Origin of the sequence: Streptomyces sp. NPDC056738, from assembly GCF_042790435.1 — a bacterium.
GTDB lineage: Bacteria > Actinomycetota > Actinomycetes > Streptomycetales > Streptomycetaceae > Streptomyces.
This window is the reverse complement of record NZ_JBHTZF010000004.1, coordinates 491,131-508,423: the sequence shown is the minus strand read 5'-3', so window position 1 is coordinate 508,423 and position 17,293 is coordinate 491,131. Positions and strand designations below refer to the sequence as shown.

The 17,293-nt window shown below is 68.6% G+C and carries 16 protein-coding genes and 1 tRNA gene; 10 read left to right on the top strand and 7 right to left on the bottom strand.

The genetic code is table 11. The features are described from left to right. Positions 1-51: 51 nt before the first annotated feature. Positions 52-1,227 carry an endonuclease III gene (gene nth / locus ACFRIC_RS13360; protein WP_382783883.1) on the bottom strand — a complete coding sequence of 392 codons (1,176 nt, stop codon included), beginning with the start codon at positions 1,225-1,227 and terminating at the stop codon, positions 52-54. Positions 1,228-1,503: 276 nt separating this feature from the next. Here nth and ACFRIC_RS13355 point away from each other — a divergent pair, with 276 nt between their 5' ends. After that, a complete protein-coding gene (locus ACFRIC_RS13355) occupies positions 1,504-2,178 on the top strand; it encodes a Crp/Fnr family transcriptional regulator (protein WP_006382668.1) in 675 nt (224 codons plus the stop codon). Between the two features lie 200 nt (positions 2,179-2,378). Continuing rightward, positions 2,379-3,197 carry a nucleotidyltransferase gene (locus ACFRIC_RS13350; protein ID WP_382783879.1) on the top strand — a complete coding sequence of 273 codons (819 nt, stop codon included), beginning with the start codon at positions 2,379-2,381 and terminating at the stop codon, positions 3,195-3,197. Between the two features lie 83 nt (positions 3,198-3,280). On the opposite strand, the gene ACFRIC_RS13345 is transcribed toward ACFRIC_RS13350, so the two are convergent. The 4 genes from ACFRIC_RS13345 to ACFRIC_RS13330 form a co-directional block, all read right to left on the bottom strand. Next, entirely contained in the window at positions 3,281-4,111 is an 831-nt protein-coding gene (locus ACFRIC_RS13345; RefSeq protein ID WP_382783877.1) for an MBL fold metallo-hydrolase, read from the bottom strand. Then, a complete protein-coding gene (locus ACFRIC_RS13340) occupies positions 4,108-4,977 on the bottom strand; it encodes an NUDIX hydrolase (RefSeq protein ID WP_382783874.1) in 870 nt (289 codons plus the stop codon). Before ACFRIC_RS13340 ends, ACFRIC_RS13345 begins: the two co-directional genes overlap by 4 nt. A gap of 351 nt (positions 4,978-5,328) precedes the next feature. Next, positions 5,329-5,799 (bottom strand): RidA family protein, encoded by a 471-nt coding sequence (locus ACFRIC_RS13335; RefSeq protein WP_382783872.1) that lies wholly within the window; start codon positions 5,797-5,799, stop codon positions 5,329-5,331. Next, positions 5,796-5,954 carry a hypothetical protein gene (locus tag ACFRIC_RS13330; RefSeq protein ID WP_351291915.1) on the bottom strand — a complete coding sequence of 53 codons (159 nt, stop codon included), beginning with the start codon at positions 5,952-5,954 and terminating at the stop codon, positions 5,796-5,798. The genes ACFRIC_RS13335 and ACFRIC_RS13330 overlap by 4 nt, the downstream gene beginning before the upstream one ends. A 127-nt stretch (positions 5,955-6,081) precedes the next feature. Between ACFRIC_RS13330 and ACFRIC_RS13325 the strand changes: the two genes are divergently transcribed. Together ACFRIC_RS13325 and ACFRIC_RS13320 are read left to right on the top strand one after the other, a co-directional pair. Beyond that, positions 6,082-7,059: an ArsA family ATPase gene (locus ACFRIC_RS13325; RefSeq protein ID WP_382783869.1), complete on the top strand. Its 978-nt coding sequence runs from the start codon at positions 6,082-6,084 to the stop codon at positions 7,057-7,059. Further along, positions 7,056-8,510 carry an ArsA-related P-loop ATPase gene (locus ACFRIC_RS13320; RefSeq protein WP_382783867.1) on the top strand — a complete coding sequence of 485 codons (1,455 nt, stop codon included), beginning with the start codon at positions 7,056-7,058 and terminating at the stop codon, positions 8,508-8,510. Before ACFRIC_RS13325 ends, ACFRIC_RS13320 begins: the two co-directional genes overlap by 4 nt. 185 nt (positions 8,511-8,695) lie before the next feature. Here the strand turns inward: ACFRIC_RS13320 and wblA are convergent, their stop codons facing one another. Then, positions 8,696-9,034, bottom strand: coding sequence for a transcriptional regulator WblA (gene wblA / locus ACFRIC_RS13315; protein ID WP_028799159.1), 339 nt, complete (start codon positions 9,032-9,034; stop codon positions 8,696-8,698). A 405-nt stretch (positions 9,035-9,439) separates the two neighbouring features. Here wblA and ACFRIC_RS13310 point away from each other — a divergent pair, with 405 nt between their 5' ends. Continuing rightward, positions 9,440-11,740, top strand: coding sequence for a transglycosylase domain-containing protein (locus ACFRIC_RS13310; RefSeq protein WP_382783864.1), 2,301 nt, complete (start codon positions 9,440-9,442; stop codon positions 11,738-11,740). Between the two features lie 296 nt (positions 11,741-12,036). On the opposite strand, the gene ACFRIC_RS13305 is transcribed toward ACFRIC_RS13310, so the two are convergent. Further along, entirely contained in the window at positions 12,037-12,501 is a 465-nt protein-coding gene (locus ACFRIC_RS13305; protein ID WP_382783861.1) for a GatB/YqeY domain-containing protein, read from the bottom strand. Positions 12,502-12,523: 22 nt separating this feature from the next. On the opposite strand from ACFRIC_RS13305, the gene ACFRIC_RS13300 reads away from it, so the two are divergent. From ACFRIC_RS13300 to ACFRIC_RS13280, 5 genes are all read left to right on the top strand, one after another. Further along, positions 12,524-12,784, top strand: coding sequence for a hypothetical protein (locus ACFRIC_RS13300; protein ID WP_382783859.1), 261 nt, complete (start codon positions 12,524-12,526; stop codon positions 12,782-12,784). A 645-nt stretch (positions 12,785-13,429) separates the two neighbouring features. Further along, entirely contained in the window at positions 13,430-14,014 is a 585-nt protein-coding gene (locus ACFRIC_RS13295) for a hypothetical protein (RefSeq protein ID WP_382783856.1), read from the top strand. Positions 14,015-15,088: 1,074 nt separating this feature from the next. Further along, positions 15,089-16,015 (top strand): metallophosphoesterase, encoded by a 927-nt coding sequence (locus ACFRIC_RS13290; protein WP_382783853.1) that lies wholly within the window; start codon positions 15,089-15,091, stop codon positions 16,013-16,015. A gap of 281 nt (positions 16,016-16,296) precedes the next feature. Continuing rightward, the gene (locus tag ACFRIC_RS13285; RefSeq protein WP_382783850.1) at positions 16,297-17,085 is read left to right on the top strand and encodes a Pr6Pr family membrane protein; all 789 of its coding nucleotides are present in this window, start codon (positions 16,297-16,299) and stop codon (positions 17,083-17,085) included. A 28-nt stretch (positions 17,086-17,113) separates the two neighbouring features. Beyond that, positions 17,114-17,187 (top strand) — tRNA-Pro (locus ACFRIC_RS13280). Positions 17,188-17,293 lie beyond the last annotated feature (106 nt).

Below are 17,293 nucleotides of genomic sequence, written 5' to 3'. Positions count from 1 at the left end.
GCCACCCCCGTTCTGCTGTTCCCAACGCCCGCCGAGGCCGTGTTCGTTCCGTCATCCGGCGCCCAGCGGGGGCGCGGGCCTGCCGCCCGCGTCCAGATAGGCCTGCGGGGGGTTGAGCCGCTGTCCGGGGAAGCCGCCCTTCTCGTACTTCAGGAGCTTCTTCGCCTTCTCGGGGTCCGTCTCGCCCTCCCCGTACGCCGGGCAGAGCGGGGCGATGGGGCAGGCACCGCAGGCGGGCTTGCGGGCGTGGCAGATGCGGCGGCCGTGGAAGATCACGTGATGCGACAGCATCGTCCAGTCGCTCTTCGGGAAGAGCGAGCCGACGGCCTTCTCGATCTTGTCGGGCTCGGTCTCCGCGGTCCACCGCCAGCGCCGTACGAGCCGCTGGAAGTGCGTGTCGACGGTGATCCCCGGCCGTCCGAAGGCGTTGCCGAGCACGACGAAGGCGGTCTTGCGGCCCACTCCGGGCAGTTTCACGAGGTCTTCGAGGCGGCCGGGCACCTCGCCCCCGAAGTCGTCCCTCAGGGCCTTGGAGAGCCCTATGACGGATTTGGTCTTGGCCCGGAAGAACCCGGTCGGACGCAGGATCTCCTCGACCGCCTCCGGGTCGGCCTCGGCGAGGTCCTCGGGGGTCGGATACCTGGCGAAGAGCGCCGGCGTCGTCTGGTTCACCCGCAGGTCGGTGGTCTGGGCGGACAGGACCGTGGCGACGATCAACTGGAAGGGGTTCTCGAAGTCGAGCTCCGGGTGGGCGTACGGATACACCTCGGCGAGCTCGCGGTTGATGCGGCGGGCCCGGCGGACGAGGGCGGTGTGCGACTCGTTCCGCGGCGGAGCCGCGACGGGCCGCACGGATGCCGCCTTCCCGGCGGAAGCCTCATCGGAAGCCGCCTTCTTGGAGCCGGCCGTTCCGACGGCCTTCTTGCTGCCCGTCTTCCCCACGGACTTCTTGGCAGCCGTCTTCCCCACAGCCTTCTCGTCGTCGGTCTTCGCCACAGCCTTCGCCGCAGCCTTCTTCGCCGGAGTCATCTTCTTGGCAGCCGTCTTCGCCGATGTCACCTTCGCCGATGTCACCTTCTTGGCGGTCCGAGGCGCCGTGTTCTTCGCGTCCTTCCCGCCGGCGGTCGCCGACGCGGCCCCGGAAGCCGCCCCCGGCACCGCCTTCACCGGCTTCGACTTTGCCGCTTTTGCCTGTTCTTCGGTTCCGTCGGGGGCCTGTTCGCCCACAGCGGAATCGCGACGTACAACCACCCGCCCAGCCCCCTTGGCCTGTGCTCTCACCGGCGATTTGGACACCCGGCCAGCCTAAAGCCCGGCACCGACATCCGCCCCGGACCCTGAAGATCGGCCCCCAATTGGCCCCCTGCCGCACTCGTTGGGACGCCAGTGCGGCAGACTTGTGACTGATCACACTGTTTGGACCGTCCGGCAAGATGGGGAACACGGTCCCCTGGTACCAAGGGGGAGCACGGTCCCCTGAGCAGGTCGACAAGGAGAGAACTCGTGGACGACGTTCTGCGGCGCGCCCCGCTCTTCGCGGCGCTCGATGACGAGCAGGCCGCGGAGCTCCGCGCCTCCATGAGTGAGGTGACCCTCGCGCGAGGCGACGCCCTCTTCCATGAAGGCGACCCCGGCGACCGCCTTTATGTGGTCACCGAGGGCAAGGTGAAGCTCCACCGCACCTCCCCCGACGGGCGCGAGAACATGCTCGCCGTCCTCGGCCCCGGTGAACTGATCGGCGAGCTGTCGCTGTTCGACCCGGGCCCGCGCACGGCGACCGCCACCGCGCTCACCGAGGTCAAGCTGCTCGGCCTCGGCCACGGCGACCTCCAGCCCTGGCTGAACGCACGCCCCGAGGTGGCCGCCGCTCTGCTGCGCGCCGTCGCCCGGCGCCTGCGCAAGACGAACGACCAGATGTCCGACCTGGTCTTCTCCGACGTGCCCGGTCGTGTCGCGCGCGCCCTGCTCGACCTGTCGCGCCGCTTCGGTGTGCAGTCCGAAGAGGGCATCCACGTCGTGCACGATCTCACGCAGGAGGAGCTCGCCCAGCTCGTCGGCGCCTCCCGCGAGACCGTCAACAAGGCGCTCGCCGACTTCGCGGGCCGCGGCTGGCTCCGCCTGGAGGCCCGCGCGGTGATCCTCCTGGACGTGGAGCGGCTCGCCAAGCGCTCGCGCTGACGCCTACGGCCGTACGTCGACGGGGTCCCGCCTCCCACCGAGGCGGGACCCCGTCGTCGTACCCCCGAAAAGGGGAAGGCGTCGCTGTCTCCCGTCACCCTCGACCTCGCCCCTCTCCCCTCCCCCGGCTGATCCGCGGGCCGATGCGCGGGCCGCTAAATGATCTGCGCCCCGGCCACCCTTCGCGGGACAGTGGCGGCATGACCGCACACGGGCACGGCAGAGGACTCGACGCCGAGGGATACATCGAGCGCGAGGGATCACTCGCGCGCGTGCCGTACGCCTTCGAGGACGTCGTCGCGGCGGCCCGTGAACAGGTCCTGGACGTCTTCGGAGCCCGGCTCGACGGCGCGTACCTCTACGGCTCGATCCCGCGCGGCACCGCGCGCGTGGGACGCTCCGACCTCGACCTGCTGCTGTCGCTGCGCGAGGAGCCGACCGACGCGGACCGCGCCGACACCCGCGCGCTGGAAGCGGCGCTCGACAAGGAGTTCGCCACGATCGACGGTGTGGGAGCGCTGCTGTTCAGCCGTACGCGGCTGCTGAGCGACCTGGAGACCCACGACCTCGGCTGGTTCGTCGCCTGCCTCTGCACCCCGCTCCTGGGCGAGGACCTGGCCGAACACCTCCCGCGCTACCGTCCCGACACGCTGCTGGCCCGCGAGACGAACGGCGACCTCGGCCTGCTGCTGCCGCGCTGGCGCGAGCGGATCGCCACGGCCGCGGACACGGACGAGGCGAGGCGCCCGCTGGTGCGCTCGATGTCCCGGCACCTCGTCCGCACCGGCTTCACGCTCGTCATGCCGCGCTGGAACGGCTGGACCAGCGACCTCGGGGAGATGGCCGAGGCGTTCGGCGCGTACTACCCGAGGCGGGCCGCCGAGATGCGCGCCGCGGCCGTATACGGCCACGAGCCGACCGGCGAGGCCGCGGTGCTCCGCTCGTACACCGAAGACCTGGGCCCATGGCTGGCGCAGGAGTACGCGCGCGTGCACGGCATCAAGGCGCCCCGCCCCTGACCACCGGACCGTCTCCCCAAGACCCCCGACAACGCGGCGCCGAACGCCACGCCCTGTAGGACGCCCTGCAGGGCGGGCGTTTCCTAGATGAGCCCGTGCTCCCGCAGATAGTCCATCTGCGCCCGCACGGACAGCTCCGCCGCGGGCCACAACGACCGGTCCACGTCGGCGTAGACACGGGCGACGACGTCCTGCGGCGAGCGGAGGCCGTTCTCGACGGCGGTCTCGACCTGGGCGAGCCGGTGGGCACGGTGGGCGAGGTAGAACTCGACCGCGCCCTGCGCGTCGTCGAGGACCGGCCCGTGACCGGGCAGGACGGTGTGGACACCGTCGTCGACCGTCAGCGAGCGGAGCCGGCGCAGGGAGTCGAGATAGTCGCCCAGGCGCCCGTCGGGATGGGCCACCACGGTCGTACCGCGCCCCAGGACGGTGTCCCCGGTCAGCACGGCCTGATCGGCCGGGAGATGGAAGCACAGCGAGTCGGCGGTGTGCCCGGGAGTGGACACGACCCGCAGTTCGAGCCCACCGAGGCTGATCACGTCTCCGGCGGCCAGCCCTTCGTCCCCGAGCCGCAGCGCGGGGTCCAGCGCGCGGACGGCGGTCCCCGACAGCTCGGCGAAGCGCGACGCGCCCTCCGCGTGGTCGGGATGCCCGTGCGTGAGCAGCGTGAGCGCGACACGCTTGCCTGCCCGCTCGGCCGTGTCCAGGACCGTCCGCAGATGTACGTCGTCCAGAGGGCCCGGGTCGATGACGACCGCGAGCTCGGAGTCCGGCTCGGACACGATCCACGTGTTCGTGCCGTCCAGGGTCATCGGGGAGGCGTTGGGGGCGAGGACGTTCACCGCGCGCGCGGTGGCGGGCCCGGACAGGACCGTGCCCCGCGGCCGGCCGGGGAGTGCTGCTGCTTCGGTCATGCGGAGGCTCCGCCGGTCGGGATGTGCTTGGTGAACTCGTCGTGCCCCGGCCAGGAGAGGACGACCTCGCCCTCCTCCAGGCGCGCCTCGGCCAGGACGGGGGTCAGATCACGGGCGGCCGCGCCGGCGAGGGCGTCGGCGGCACTCTCGTACGCCACGATCCCGCGCAGGGTCGCGATGGTGGGCGGCATCATCAGCAGCTCGCCCTTGTCGTAGCCGGCGGCCGCGTCCGCGGGACGGATCCACACGGTCCGGTCGGCCTCCGTGGAGGCGTTCCGCGTGCGCTGGCCCTCGGGGAGGACGGCCACGAAGAACCACGTGTCGTAGCGGCGGGACTCGAACTCCGGGGTGATCCAGCGGGCCCAGGCCCCGAGCAGGTCCGAGCGGAGCACGAGCCCTCTGCGGTCGAGGAACTCCGCGAAGGACAGGTCCCTGGCGACCAGGGCCGCCCGGTCCGCCTCCCAGTCGTCCCCCGTGGTGTCGCCGACCACGCTGTCCGGGCTGGGGCCGGCAAGCAGGACGCCCGCCTCCTCGTACGTCTCCCGCACGGCCGCGCACACGATGGCCTGGGCGGAGGTCTCGTCCACGCCGAGCCGCCGCGCCCACCACGCGCGCGTGGGGCCCGCCCAGCGGATCTGCTGCTCGTCGTCGCGCGGGTCCACGCCGCCGCCCGGATACGCGTAGGCGCCTCCGGCGAAGGCCATGGAGGCGCGTCTGCGCAGCATGTGGACCACGGGGCCGGTCTCGCCGTCCTTGACCAGCATCACCGTCGCGGCGCGCCGGGGCGTGACCGGCGTCAGCGTGCCGTCGGCGAGCGCCCGGATCCGCTCAGGCCAGTCCGCCGGAAACCATTGCCCATTCCCCATGGCCGGAGGCTATCCCGAGCCGGGCGGATGTTCGAGGCCCCACCGCCCCACAAGCCCTTTTCGCCCCCTCCGCCCCTGCCCGTCCCACCCTGGGGCTCCGCCCCGGACCCCGCTCCTCAACGCCGGAGGGGCTGGATTTTCCCGGCCGGGGCGGAAACTTTCGCCGGCCGCAACCGAATCCGTGACCGCGCCCGCAGCCGGAAAACGACGGAAGGGGCCGTGCCGGTACATCGATGCCCGTCGCCACCGACGGTCACATCCCGTCCAACGGCGACGGGCTGATGCACCGGCACGGCCCCGACCCACCCACCGGACGGGAACCGCACCCGGCCCCGGTGACACCCCGAAGGGCTACGCGTGCGTGAGCTCCACCTGGATCTCGACCTCGACCGGCGCGTCCAGCGGCAGCACAGCCACACCGACCGCGCTCCGCGCGTGCACACCCTTGTCGCCGAGAACGGCGCCCAGCAGCTCACTCGCCCCGTTCAGCACACCCGGCTGCCCGGTGAAGTCCGACGCCGACGCCACGAACCCGACGACCTTCACGACACGCGCGATGCGATCGAGGTCGCCCACGACCGACTTCACCGCGGCCAGAGCGTTCAGCGCGCACGTACGGGCGAGTTCCTTGGCCTCCTCGGCCGTGACCTCGGCGCCCACCTTCCCGGTGACCGGAAGCTTGCCGTCCACCATCGGAAGCTGGCCGGCGGTGTACACGTACACGCCCGTCTGTACGGCGGGCTGGTACGCGGCCAGCGGCGGAACGACGTCCGGAAGGCTCAGTCCGAGTTCGGCGAGCTTCGCCTCGGCAGTCCCGCTCATGCCGACTTCTCGCGCTTCAGGTAGGCCACGAGCTGCTCGGGGTTGGGGCCGGGCACGACCTGGACCAGCTCCCAGCCGTCCTCGCCCCAGGTGTCCAGAATCTGCTTCGTGGCGTGGACGAGCAGCGGCACGGTGGCGTATTCCCATTTGGTCATGTGGCCGACTGTAGCCGCTGGCGACCACCGCCTCCCGCCCGAGCCACCCCGTCGCCCGGCCGCCGACAGCGCCGGTTGTCCACAGCCTCCTGCTTACTCCGGCCGCGGACTGGTTAGGCTCGAATACGTGAGCAGGCTCCAGGTCGTCAGCGGCAAGGGCGGTACCGGCAAGACCACGGTGGCCGCCGCCCTCGCGCTCGCCCTCGCGACCGAGGGCAAGCGCGCCCTCCTCGTCGAGGTCGAGGGCAGACAGGGCATCGCGCAGCTCTTCGAAACAGAAGCGCTGCCCTACGAGGAGCGGAAGATCGCCGTCGCTCCAGGTGGCGGGGAGGTGTTCGCCCTCGCCATCGATCCCGAACTGGCGCTGCTGGACTACCTCCAGATGTTCTACAAACTGGGCGGAGCCGGCCGCGCCCTCAAGAAACTCGGCGCGATCGACTTCGCCACCACCATCGCGCCCGGACTGCGGGACGTCCTGCTGACCGGCAAGGCGTGCGAGGCGGTGCGCCGCAAGGAGAAGAGCGGCCGCTTCACGTACGACTACGTGGTGATGGACGCGCCCCCCACCGGCCGCATCACCCGCTTCCTGAACGTGAACGACGAGGTGGCCGGCCTCGCGAAGATCGGCCCGATACACAATCAGGCCCAGGCCGTCATGCGCGTCCTCAAGTCCCCGGAGACGGCGGTCCACTTGGTGACACTGCTGGAGGAGATGCCCGTACAGGAGACCGCGGACGGGATCGCGGAGCTGCGCGCGGCGAAGCTTCCCGTGGGCCGGATCATCGTGAACATGGTGCGTCCGGCACTGCTCGACGGCGTCGACCTGGAACTGGCGAAGACCACCGCGCGATCGGCGATCGCCAAGTCGCTCTCCTCGGCCGGTCTCGGCGGGGCGCGGCGCGGCGGACTCGCCGAACGGCTGGTGGACCCGCTCCTCCAGCAGGCCGAGGAGTACGCCGAGCGGTACACGCTGGAGACCGAGCAGCGGAGCGTGCTGGCCGAGCAGGACCTGCCGTTGCACGAACTCCCGCTGCTCGCCGAGGGCCTGGACCTCGCGGGCCTGTACGAACTGGCCGCACAGCTCCGTAAGCAAGGGATGTCATGAGTCTGGACCCCGCCCGCGTCCTCGATCTCGACCCGCTGCTCGACGACCCGGAGACCCGCATCGTGGTGTGCTGCGGTTCGGGCGGCGTCGGCAAGACGACCACGGCGGCGGCTCTGGGGCTGCGCGCCGCGGAGCGCGGCCGCAAGGTGGTCGTGCTCACCATCGACCCCGCGCGCAGGCTGGCGCAGTCGATGGGCATCGACTCCCTCGACAACACTCCGCGCCGGGTGAAGGGCGTCGAGGGCAGCGGTGAGCTGCACGCCATGATGCTGGACATGAAGCGCACGTTCGACGAGATCGTCGAGGCGCACGCGGACGGCGACCGGGCGGCGGCCATCCTCAACAACCCCTTCTACCAATCGCTCTCGGCGGGCTTCGCGGGCACGCAGGAGTACATGGCGATGGAGAAGCTGGGCCAGTTGCGGGCGCGCGACGAGTGGGACCTGATCGTGGTCGACACGCCGCCGTCCCGCTCGGCGCTGGACTTCCTGGACGCCCCGAAGCGGCTCGGTTCCTTCCTCGACGGGCGGCTGATCCGGCTGCTGACGGCGCCGGCGAAGCTGGGCGGCCGGGCGGGCATGAAGTTCCTGAACGTCGGGATGTCGATGATGACGGGCACCCTGGGCAAGCTGCTCGGGGGCCAGCTCCTGAAGGACGTGCAGACGTTCGTCTCGGCCATGGACACCACGTTCGGCGGTTTCCGTACGCGGGCCGACGCCACGTACAAACTGCTCCAGGCGCCCGGCACCGCGTTCCTGGTGGTGGCGGCGCCCGAGCGGGACGCGCTGCGCGAGGCCGCGTACTTCGTGCAGCGGCTGGCCGCGGAGGAGATGCCGTTCGCGGGGCTGGTGCTCAACCGGGTGCACGGCAGCGGGGCCACGCAGCTCTCCGCCGAGCGCGCGCTCGCCGCGGCGGAGGATCTGGATTCCGCCGACGGGGAGAACCCGGAATCCGCGGAGAACCCCGAGGTCGACGCCACGGGCGATCCGGAGGCCGCCGGCGCGAAGGACCCCGGCGCCGCCGACGGAGAAAATCTTGCCGGGGCCCGCATTGTGGATCAGGCGGACGGGAAGGCTGGACTTCGTAACTCTCCCGGCACGTACGGCAGTTCAGAATCACCGGCTTCCGGTGCCCCAGCTCCTGACGAAGGCTCCCCCGCCACCACGGACAGGACGGCCGGCCCGGACGACACCACCGCTACGGACAGGACCGCCGCCACGGACCCCGAGCGGTCGACCGACCAGCTCACCGCAGGCCTGCTGAGGCTCCACGCCGAGCGGATGCAGTTGCTCTCCCGCGAGCAGCGCACGCGTGACCGCTTCGCCGCGCGGCACCCCGAGGTGCCGGTGGCCGAAGTGGCGGCGCTGCCCGGCGACGTCCACGATCTCGCGGGACTGCGGGACATCGGGAACCGGCTCGCGGCCCACCGGCCGGAGCTGCCCGAGAGCTGAGCGCGGCGACTCCAAGGGGTCTCAGCGCAGTGCGGAGACCCCGAGGGCACCTCGGCCCAGCGCCGCGCCCCTGAGGGGCGGCGTCAGCCCTGCCCTGTCCCCACGACCACCGATCGGGCCTGGAGGACCCGTACGGGCCGGAGAGGCCCGAGAGCGGCGCCCTGGCCGCGACGGGCGAACTCCCCTCAGCCCACCGCCGCGTAGCGCTCGTACACCTCTTCCTCGTCGAGGGGCAGCAGGCCCGCCCCGCGCTCGTACTCCGTACGCGCGGTCTCGAGCAGGCGCCGCCACGAGGTGACGGTCGGCCGCCGGCGCAGCAACGCGCGGCGTTCACGCTCGGTCATGCCACCCCACACGCCGAATTCGACGCGGTTGTCGAGCGCGTCGGCGAGGCACTCCGTGCGAACCGGACATCCGGTGCACACTGCCTTGGCCCTGTTCTGCGCTGCTCCTTGAACGAACAGTTCATCTGGATCGGTAGTGCGGCAGGCCGCCTGCGCACTCCAGTCGGTTACCCAGCCCATACCGGCGCCGTCCTCTCCCGAATCGAGGCTCCCCCACGGCGGCAGCGGCATATTCACCGCCGCCAGTTGAGGACGTTACGGAAGGTGGGCACAGCGCAACACCCCCTTCGGGCCCAATCTTGAATGGCCCGAACGGACTATGCGTAAGCGGCAGATCACCCGGGGGAGTGAGCCGAGGACATGCGCGACTATCCCGGCAAACCGGGACAGTTGGGTCGAGTCACAACGGACGCCATGTGACACACAAGGCTGATTCGGGCACGCACTTCACAAGAGCGCGGAACTTCCGGAACGATTCGGGGTCGCCGGACGTATTGATACGTGGCCGCACTGCTGTGACAGTTGTGAGCAGCTTAGGCCAAGGCATATACGCGTGTCCGGCGAATGAGAACGTAGGCTGCCCTCATGCCAAAGAAGCGCTCGGGCGGTGGTCTGTCCACTACGCAGCAGGCCGCCAAGTTCCTCGGTGTCAGCGTGCTCGCGGGCGCCGTCATGGCCGGAATCGCGCTGCCCGCCGCGGGCGCGCTCGGTCTGGCGGCCAAGGGGTCGGTCCAGGGATTCGACGACATTCCGGACAATCTGAAGAGTCCGTCGCTGAGTCAGCGGACGACGATCCTGGACAGCAAGGGCGGCCAGCTCGCGACCGTCTACTCGCGCGACCGCACGGTGGTCGACCTCAAGGACATCTCGCCGTACATGCAGAAGGCGATCGTCGCGATCGAGGACTCGCGCTTCTACCAGCACGGTGCGATCGACCTGAAGGGCATCCTGCGCGCGGTCAACCAGAACGCGCAGAACGGCGGGGTGGCCCAGGGCGCCTCCACCCTGACCCAGCAGCTCGTGAAGAACTACTTCGTGGAAGAGGCCGGCGACGACCCGACCAAGGTCGCCCAGGCCACCCAGCAGACCATCGGCCGCAAGATCCGCGAGCTCAAGTACGCGATCCAGCTCGAAGAGAAGCTGGGCAAGAAGAAGATCCTCGAGAACTACCTGAACATCACGTTCTTCGGTGAGCAGGCCTACGGCATCGAGGCCGCCTCCCAGCGTTACTTCTCCAAGCCCGCCAAGAAGCTGAACCTCCAGGAGTCCGCGCTGCTCGCGGGCATCGTCCAGTCGCCGAGCCGGTACGACCCGGTGAACGACGAGGAGGAGGCCGTCAAGCGCCGCAACACGGTGCTGCAGCGCATGGCCGAGGTGCACGACATCTCCCAGGAGCAGGCCGACGCCGCCAAGGAGGCGAAGCTCGGGCTGCACGTGAGCCAGCCCAAGAACGGCTGCATCACGGCGATCAAGGGCGCCAGCTTCTTCTGCAAGTACGTGGAGAAGGTCTTCCTGAGCGACCCGGTCTTCGGGAAGACCAAGGAGGAGCGGGCCAAGGTCTGGAACCAGGGCGGCCTGACGATCCGTACGACGCTCGACCCGCAGTCCCAGGCGTCGATCCAGGCCTCGCTGAAGGACCACATCTACAAGTCCGACAAGGTCGCCGCGGCGGCCACCCTCGTCGAGCCCGGCACCGGCAAGATCCTCGGGATGGGCCAGTCGAAGCCGTACGGCTACGGGAAGAACGAGACCGAGTACAACTACTCGGTCAACTTCGACATGGGCGGCTCGAACTACGGCTTCCCGACCGGTTCGACGTTCAAGCCGTTCGTGGCCGCGGCCGCGCTGGAGCAGGGCCGGCCGGCGACGCAGGAGTACTCGTCGCCGAACAAGATGCCGTACCCCAGCCCGGTGCAGACCTGCGGCAGCAAGCCGTGGACCAACCAGAACAACGAGCAGGTCCCGAACGAAAGCGCCTCCGAGCAGGGCCCGTACCAGCTCAAGGAGGCGATGGCGAAGTCGGTCAACACCTACTTCGTGCAGATGATCTCCGACATCGGCCTGTGCCCGGTGATGAACCAGATCGAGAAGCTCGGCGTGGTCCAGGGCAACGGCGACAAGCTCCCCGAGGTGCCCGCCATCGCCCTGGGCTCCAAGGGCATCTCGCCGCTCACGATGGCCACGGCGTACGCCGCCTTCGCCTCCCGCGGCATGTACTGCACCCCGGTGGCCATCGAGTCGATCAGCCAGCAGATCGGCGGCCACGAGAAGTCCCTGGACGTGCCCAAGTCGACCTGCTCGCGGGCCATGTCCGAGCCGACCGCGGACACCGTCAACAGCCTGCTGAGCGGCGTGATCGACTCCGGTACGGGTCAGCAGGCCGGCCTCACGGACCGCGCCAACGCCGGTAAGACGGGTACGACGGACGAGCGCAGGAACGCCTGGTTCGTCGGCTACACGCCGAACCTCTCCGGCGCCGTCTGGGTCGGCAGCGCCACCCAGCAGGTCAAGATGCGGGGCATCCAGATCGGCGGTTCCTGGTACGACAAGGTGTACGGCGGTCAGGTCCCCGGTCCGATCTGGCGGGACCTGATGACGGGCGCGCTCGCGGGCAAGGACGCCCCGTCCTTCAACCTGGTCAACATCCCCGACCCCGACAAGAACAAGGGCAAGGGCCAGGACGACAACAACAAGGGCCGCGGCCGCCACGGTGGCAGGGGCAACGACAACACCACCGGCACGATCAACGGCAACACCATCAGCGGCCAGAGCGACGGCGGGGTGACGTTCCCGACGCCTTCCGTCTCGCTCCCCGACGGATGGATCCAGGGCAACACGAACAGCGGAAACACCAACAGCGGGAACGGGAACGGTGGCCAACGCTGAGGCGTAGCCCGTAGCCCGTAGCCCGTACGCCGCCGCGTGAACGCGTGAACGCCCCGTGTCCCAGGAGTCGATCCTGGGACACGGGGCGTTCGACGTAAGAGGTGCTGCGCGGCGGGCCCGGGATGCCACCCGGTCGGTCGCCGACCCGGCGAGGAACCCGGAACATCAACCGAACCAACCCGAACCTGAACCCAGACCCGGAGCCGAACCCGACCCCAGACCCGACCCCAGACCCGGAGCCGGAACCGGAGCGAACCCGAAACCGGCGCCGGAACCGGAACGGTCCAGGGGCGGTGTCAGCCCGCGAGCAACTGCTTCACGACGGCAGCGACACGACCACCCTCGGCCTGCCCGGCCACCTTCGGGTTCACGATCTTCATGACGGCACCCATCGCGCGCGGACCCTCGGCACCGGCCGCCTTGGCCTCCTCGACGGCCTGGGCGACGATCTGCCGAAGCTCGTCGTCGGAAAGCTGCTTGGGCAGATACACGGCGAGAACCTCGCCCTCGGCCCGCTCACGCTCGGCCGACTCGGCGCGCCCGCCCTGCGTGAAGGCCTCGGCCGCCTCACGACGCTTCTTCGCCTCGCGGGCGATCACCTTCTGCACTTCGTCGTCGGAGAGTTCGCGCTTGGTCTTGCCCGCGACCTCCTCATTGGTGATCGCGGAGAGGGTCAGCCGGAGCGTCGAGGAGCGGAGCTCGTCGCGCCCCTTGATCGCGGCGTTGAGGTCTTCCTGCAACTTCGACTTGAGCGTGGTCATGGTTTATTCATAGCCTTTTGTCATGGACCCGGTCAACGAGATATCGCAGGTCACAAGCGACTCGGCACGCCTCCGCAAGGTGGCCCGGATGACCGAAACTCAAAAGGCCCGAGGACGCGGACGTACCGACTGGACGGGAGAACCGGCGGCGATCTACTGCCGGATCTCCCACGTGAACGATGACGACCAAACGGGCGTCGACCGACAAGAGCGTATCTGCCGTGACATCGCGGAACGCCTCGGAGCCACCGTCAGCCACGACATGATCTACGCGGAGAACTGACCAGCCGGCATGCCGCAGGCATCCGCGTCTTCCGCGGAAGGAGATCAACCAGGGCGACTGGCGGGCTCGGGCGATCATCGAGCGCGGCACGTGAGACAAGGCCCAGGAGCGCAGGCGCCAACGAGCCGCAGTCAGCCGGGGCAGGCTCACTCCGCAGCACCCCTACATCCTCCGGGGGCCGGTCATCTGCAAGGGCTGCGGGAACCACATGAGAGGCAGAGGGGGTTCAACCGCCGGCGGCGGAACGACTCCGACTCCCAGCACTGTCACTGCACGGCAAGCGGAGCGCCCCTCGAACAGTTCGTCACCGACACTTCGATCAAGCTCCTCGCTTCCGCTTCGCCACCCTGACCATCGAGGAGGGTCGGACCGACGGCGGATACGTGGACTTCGGGCTCGTGGCGACCAAACCGAACCCTTCGACAACGCGAGCTCGTTTCGAGCCTTCGCGGCCGAACTGGCTATGGATACACGGGCAAGTTCTCAAGCAACCGTGAAAAAGAAACTATTGCCGGAATCAATCAGTCCACTCTCAAGACTCACTCAATTCCATTGAGAGATGCCCTGTGCAGCCACTAGGTTCTTACTTGTTCGCCAGTACGGGAATGCAGCCCGAGAGACGCGAACCAAGACCTAGGGGGACTCATGAATAGCACAGCGCGGATCGGCGTGCTCGTCGGCGCAGTAGCGGTGAGTATGGGTTTAGCAATTACTCCGGCCGCGGCCCAGGATGCGACAAAGACTCCTCGCGCAAGCCCCATCGCGCAATTCTTTGAGCCTGGAGCCAAGATACCTGGCAACCTCACCAAGCCTGGGGCCAGGTTGACAATCAAGCACAATACGGATTACGCGCAGTCACCCTCGATCGTCAGGCCTCGATGGGTATCGAATCTGGGCGAGTCGTGCAGCACGCAAGTAATTTCGAAGACTGCCGGAAACGGTAAGACCACCCTGGTCCTGTCCGTCACCAAGGAGCGATCGGTCCAGCTCAGCGGTAGCGCCGGCATCAGCAAAGGTCTCATCTCTGCGAATGTAGGCTTTGATGTGACAAATACCTATAAAGTCACTGATGAGACGCGCTACGAAGTCCCCAGAGGCAAGCATGGGAATATTGAAGCGTACACTCTCTTCCAGCACTATCTTGTCAAGTTCAGGGATATGCGGAGTATCCCCCACACAGTCGACGTGTATAAGCCTATCGGCGTATGCTTCAATCAGTGGCTGGACTAGACAGTCTAAATTTCCGGTGTGAAAGGGTGGCCCATGGTGCAGGTTCTTCGAAGGCTAGCCTTAGGGGCCACCCTTCCGCTCTTGTGTGTCGCATGCACTTCAGGAAGCGGAGATGGGGCTACGCACGAACCATCGGCTCCCCAATTCACACACCTGAGCCGACTTGACTCGATCGATGATACCGAAGAAAAAATCATCGCAGCGGATGAGTTCCCTTCGAATTCGCACGCCCCCAAGGTGATAGGAGAGGTCCGAAAGGATTCTTTCCGTCTGATCGCATACGTTCAGGGGGACTCCTGCGGCCTTCGGGTAGCTGACGCGACGAACCCAAATCGATCGTTTCTTCACATCACCTCAGCATGGCCTGAGAATGATTCGAGTGGAAGCGCCAAATATCCCGCCGGTCCCTACCATTTCGCTTCGGCGCAAGGTGCGAGTGGATCTGTCATGTGGGCTTCGCTTGGTTGCAGCAAGTCGGCGATGGTGATCGATTACTCGTCTCGGGCTCGGGGACCTGCGTCTGATCAGCGCGGCAACGTGTCCGTCAAAGAGCACTCCACGCGTCCTGAGGCTCTCACCGTGGTAATCGGTCCGCGAGAAGCTCGCGAAGAAGTCCTGCCACGGGCCTGATGACGACTGCGCCTGCCGAAGAGGTGGGCTTGCCCTCCGTCGGTCGCGATGAGGAGGCAACAGCCATCGCGACCGCACCCTTGGGCCGTGAAGACGAGGCCGCGCTCGTCACGCACCGCCTACTGGCAGACGCCGCGGCCCGCACCCGCGCGACCCATCGCGCGCTGATCCCCTTCGACGGGGCGAAGCAGGTACCCAAGCTTGCCAAGCACTCGAACGCCGAACCGAGCGACATCTACGCTGCGTTGACGACTCCAGGACATGCTGGACCGGGAGCGTGACCGCTCCGCTCATACCCCGAGGAGCGGGCGGGCCTTGCGTGCTGCAAGTGCCAAGTTCTGCAGTCCCGCAGCCAGTAGGTGTCTCAAGAAGCCGCTGGACAGGGACTTCCGGACTGTCCACAGGGGGTGAAGAGCGCTCGGCGGAGTCTGACACGATGGGCGTATGCGCGCGCGATACGGAGTACCCCTGGGAATCACGGCGGTGGGCGCCGCCGGACTGCTGTACTCGGCGGGGTTCGAGGCCCGTTCCTTCCGCCTGCGGCGGGTGACCGTCCCGGTTCTGCCTCCCGGGATGCGGCCGCTGCGCGTTCTCCAGGTCTCCGACATCCACATGGTGAGCGGACAGCGCAAGAAGCAGCGCTGGCTGCGCTCGCTGGCCGGCCTGCGCCCCGACTTCGTGATCAACACCGGGGACAACCTCTCGGACCCGGAGGGCGTGCCCGAGGTACTGGACGCACTCGGCCCCCTGATGGAGTTCCCGGGCGCGTACGTCTTCGGTTCGAACGACTACTACGGCCCCACCCTCCGCAACCCCGCCCGGTACCTGTTCGAGAAGGCGGCGGGCCGGCACGGGCTGAACGGCAACAAGCCGGTCGTGGGCGCCGTCCACAACCCGTGGGAGGACCTGCGGGAAGGTTTCGACACCGCGGGCTGGCTGAACCTGACGAACACCCGGGGGACGCTGAAGATCGACGGCGCGGAGATCGAGCTGACCGGCCTCGACGACCCGCACATCAAACGCGACCGCTACGCGCGCGTGGCCGGCGGCCCGTCCGAGTCGGCCGACTTCTCGATGGGTGTCGTGCACGCCCCGTACCTGCGCAGCCTGGACGCGTTCACCGCCGACGGCTACCCCCTGATCCTGGCGGGCCACACCCACGGCGGTCAGATCTGCCTCCCCTTCTACGGCGCCTTCGTCACGAACTGCGACCTGGACACGGACCGCGTCAAGGGCCTCTCCCGGCACACGGCGGAGGGCCACACCTCGTACATGCACGTCTCAGCGGGCTGCGGCGCGAGCCGCTACACCCCGGTCCGCTTCGCCTGCCCGCCGGAGGCGTCGCTGCTGACGCTGGTGGAGCGGGCGTAGGCACCTGAGGGGGGCGCGCCCTGGGACCGGATCCGGTGTGGGTGAGCTCGCCCGACCGGCCAGGCCAGGACCTCGGCCCAGGTCGTCCCGCGCCGCGGTGGATTCGACTGCACTGCGGCGGACGAGCAACCGAGACAGCACGAAGCCCCATCGACACGACCGGTGACGATGGGGCGACGCTGAACAGGATGACGACCACGCCCGTGACCATGTAACCCGCCCGGTCTACCCATATCGCCCAAATGCCTCGATCCGCTTAGCGTGAGGGCATGATCACCCCTATGCCCAGGGACATACCCGATCTCCCCGCGATACCGGGCATCATCCCGTCGACCCACCCCTTCGTCCCGGCGACGGCGGTGGTGGCCCCCTCGCACCGCCCGGTCACGGCGATCTACCGGGCTCTGGTGGCCCTCGCGGCGGCGACGGGCGTGGCCATCGAGATGAAGCTGGGAACCCCGGCCCGGGTGCTGAGCTACTTCACGATCCAGACCAATCTGCTCGTGGCCGTGGTCTTCGCGGCGTCGGCGCGCCGGGCCTGGTCGGCGCGCAGGCCCCTGCCCGGGGTGCTGACCGGCGGCACGTTGATCTACATCTCGATCACGGGCCTGGTCTACCACCTGATCCTGACGAACGAGTCGACACCGTTCTCCATGACCGGAGGCGACGACACGCTCTCCGGGTGGCACGCGGTCGCCAATCAGCTCCTCCACACGGTCACCCCGATCGCCGTGGCCCTCGACTGGCTCCTGCTGACCCGCCCGACCCCGCTGGCGCTGCGCAACGCGGCGACCTGGCTGATCTACCCCCTCGCCTACCTGGCCTTCAGCCTGGCCCGCGGCGCGATGCTGACGTCGGGAACGCCAGCGCGCTACCTCTACCCCTTCGTCGACGTCGACCGGCACGGCTACGGAGGCGTCCTCGGCAACACAGCCATCCTCGGCACCGCCTTCTACGCCCTGGGGCTCCTGATCGTCGTCCTCGACCACGTGCGCCCCGACCCGGTCCGACGCCGCGTCCGACGCCCAGAAAACCGGATTTCGTCTCAGGCCACCGGTGGGCTAAAGTAAACGACGTCGCCGCGAGAGCAGCGACAATCGGGGTGTAGCGCAGCTTGGCAGCGCGCTTCGTTCGGGACGAAGAGGTCGTGGGTTCAAATCCCGCCACCCCGACAGCTACATCGCAGGTCAGGCCCGGTGCTGAGAAATCAGCACCGGGCCTGCCTCGTTTTCCAGGGGCTGTCTGGAGAAATCCTGGAGAAGATCTTGGAATCTGCTG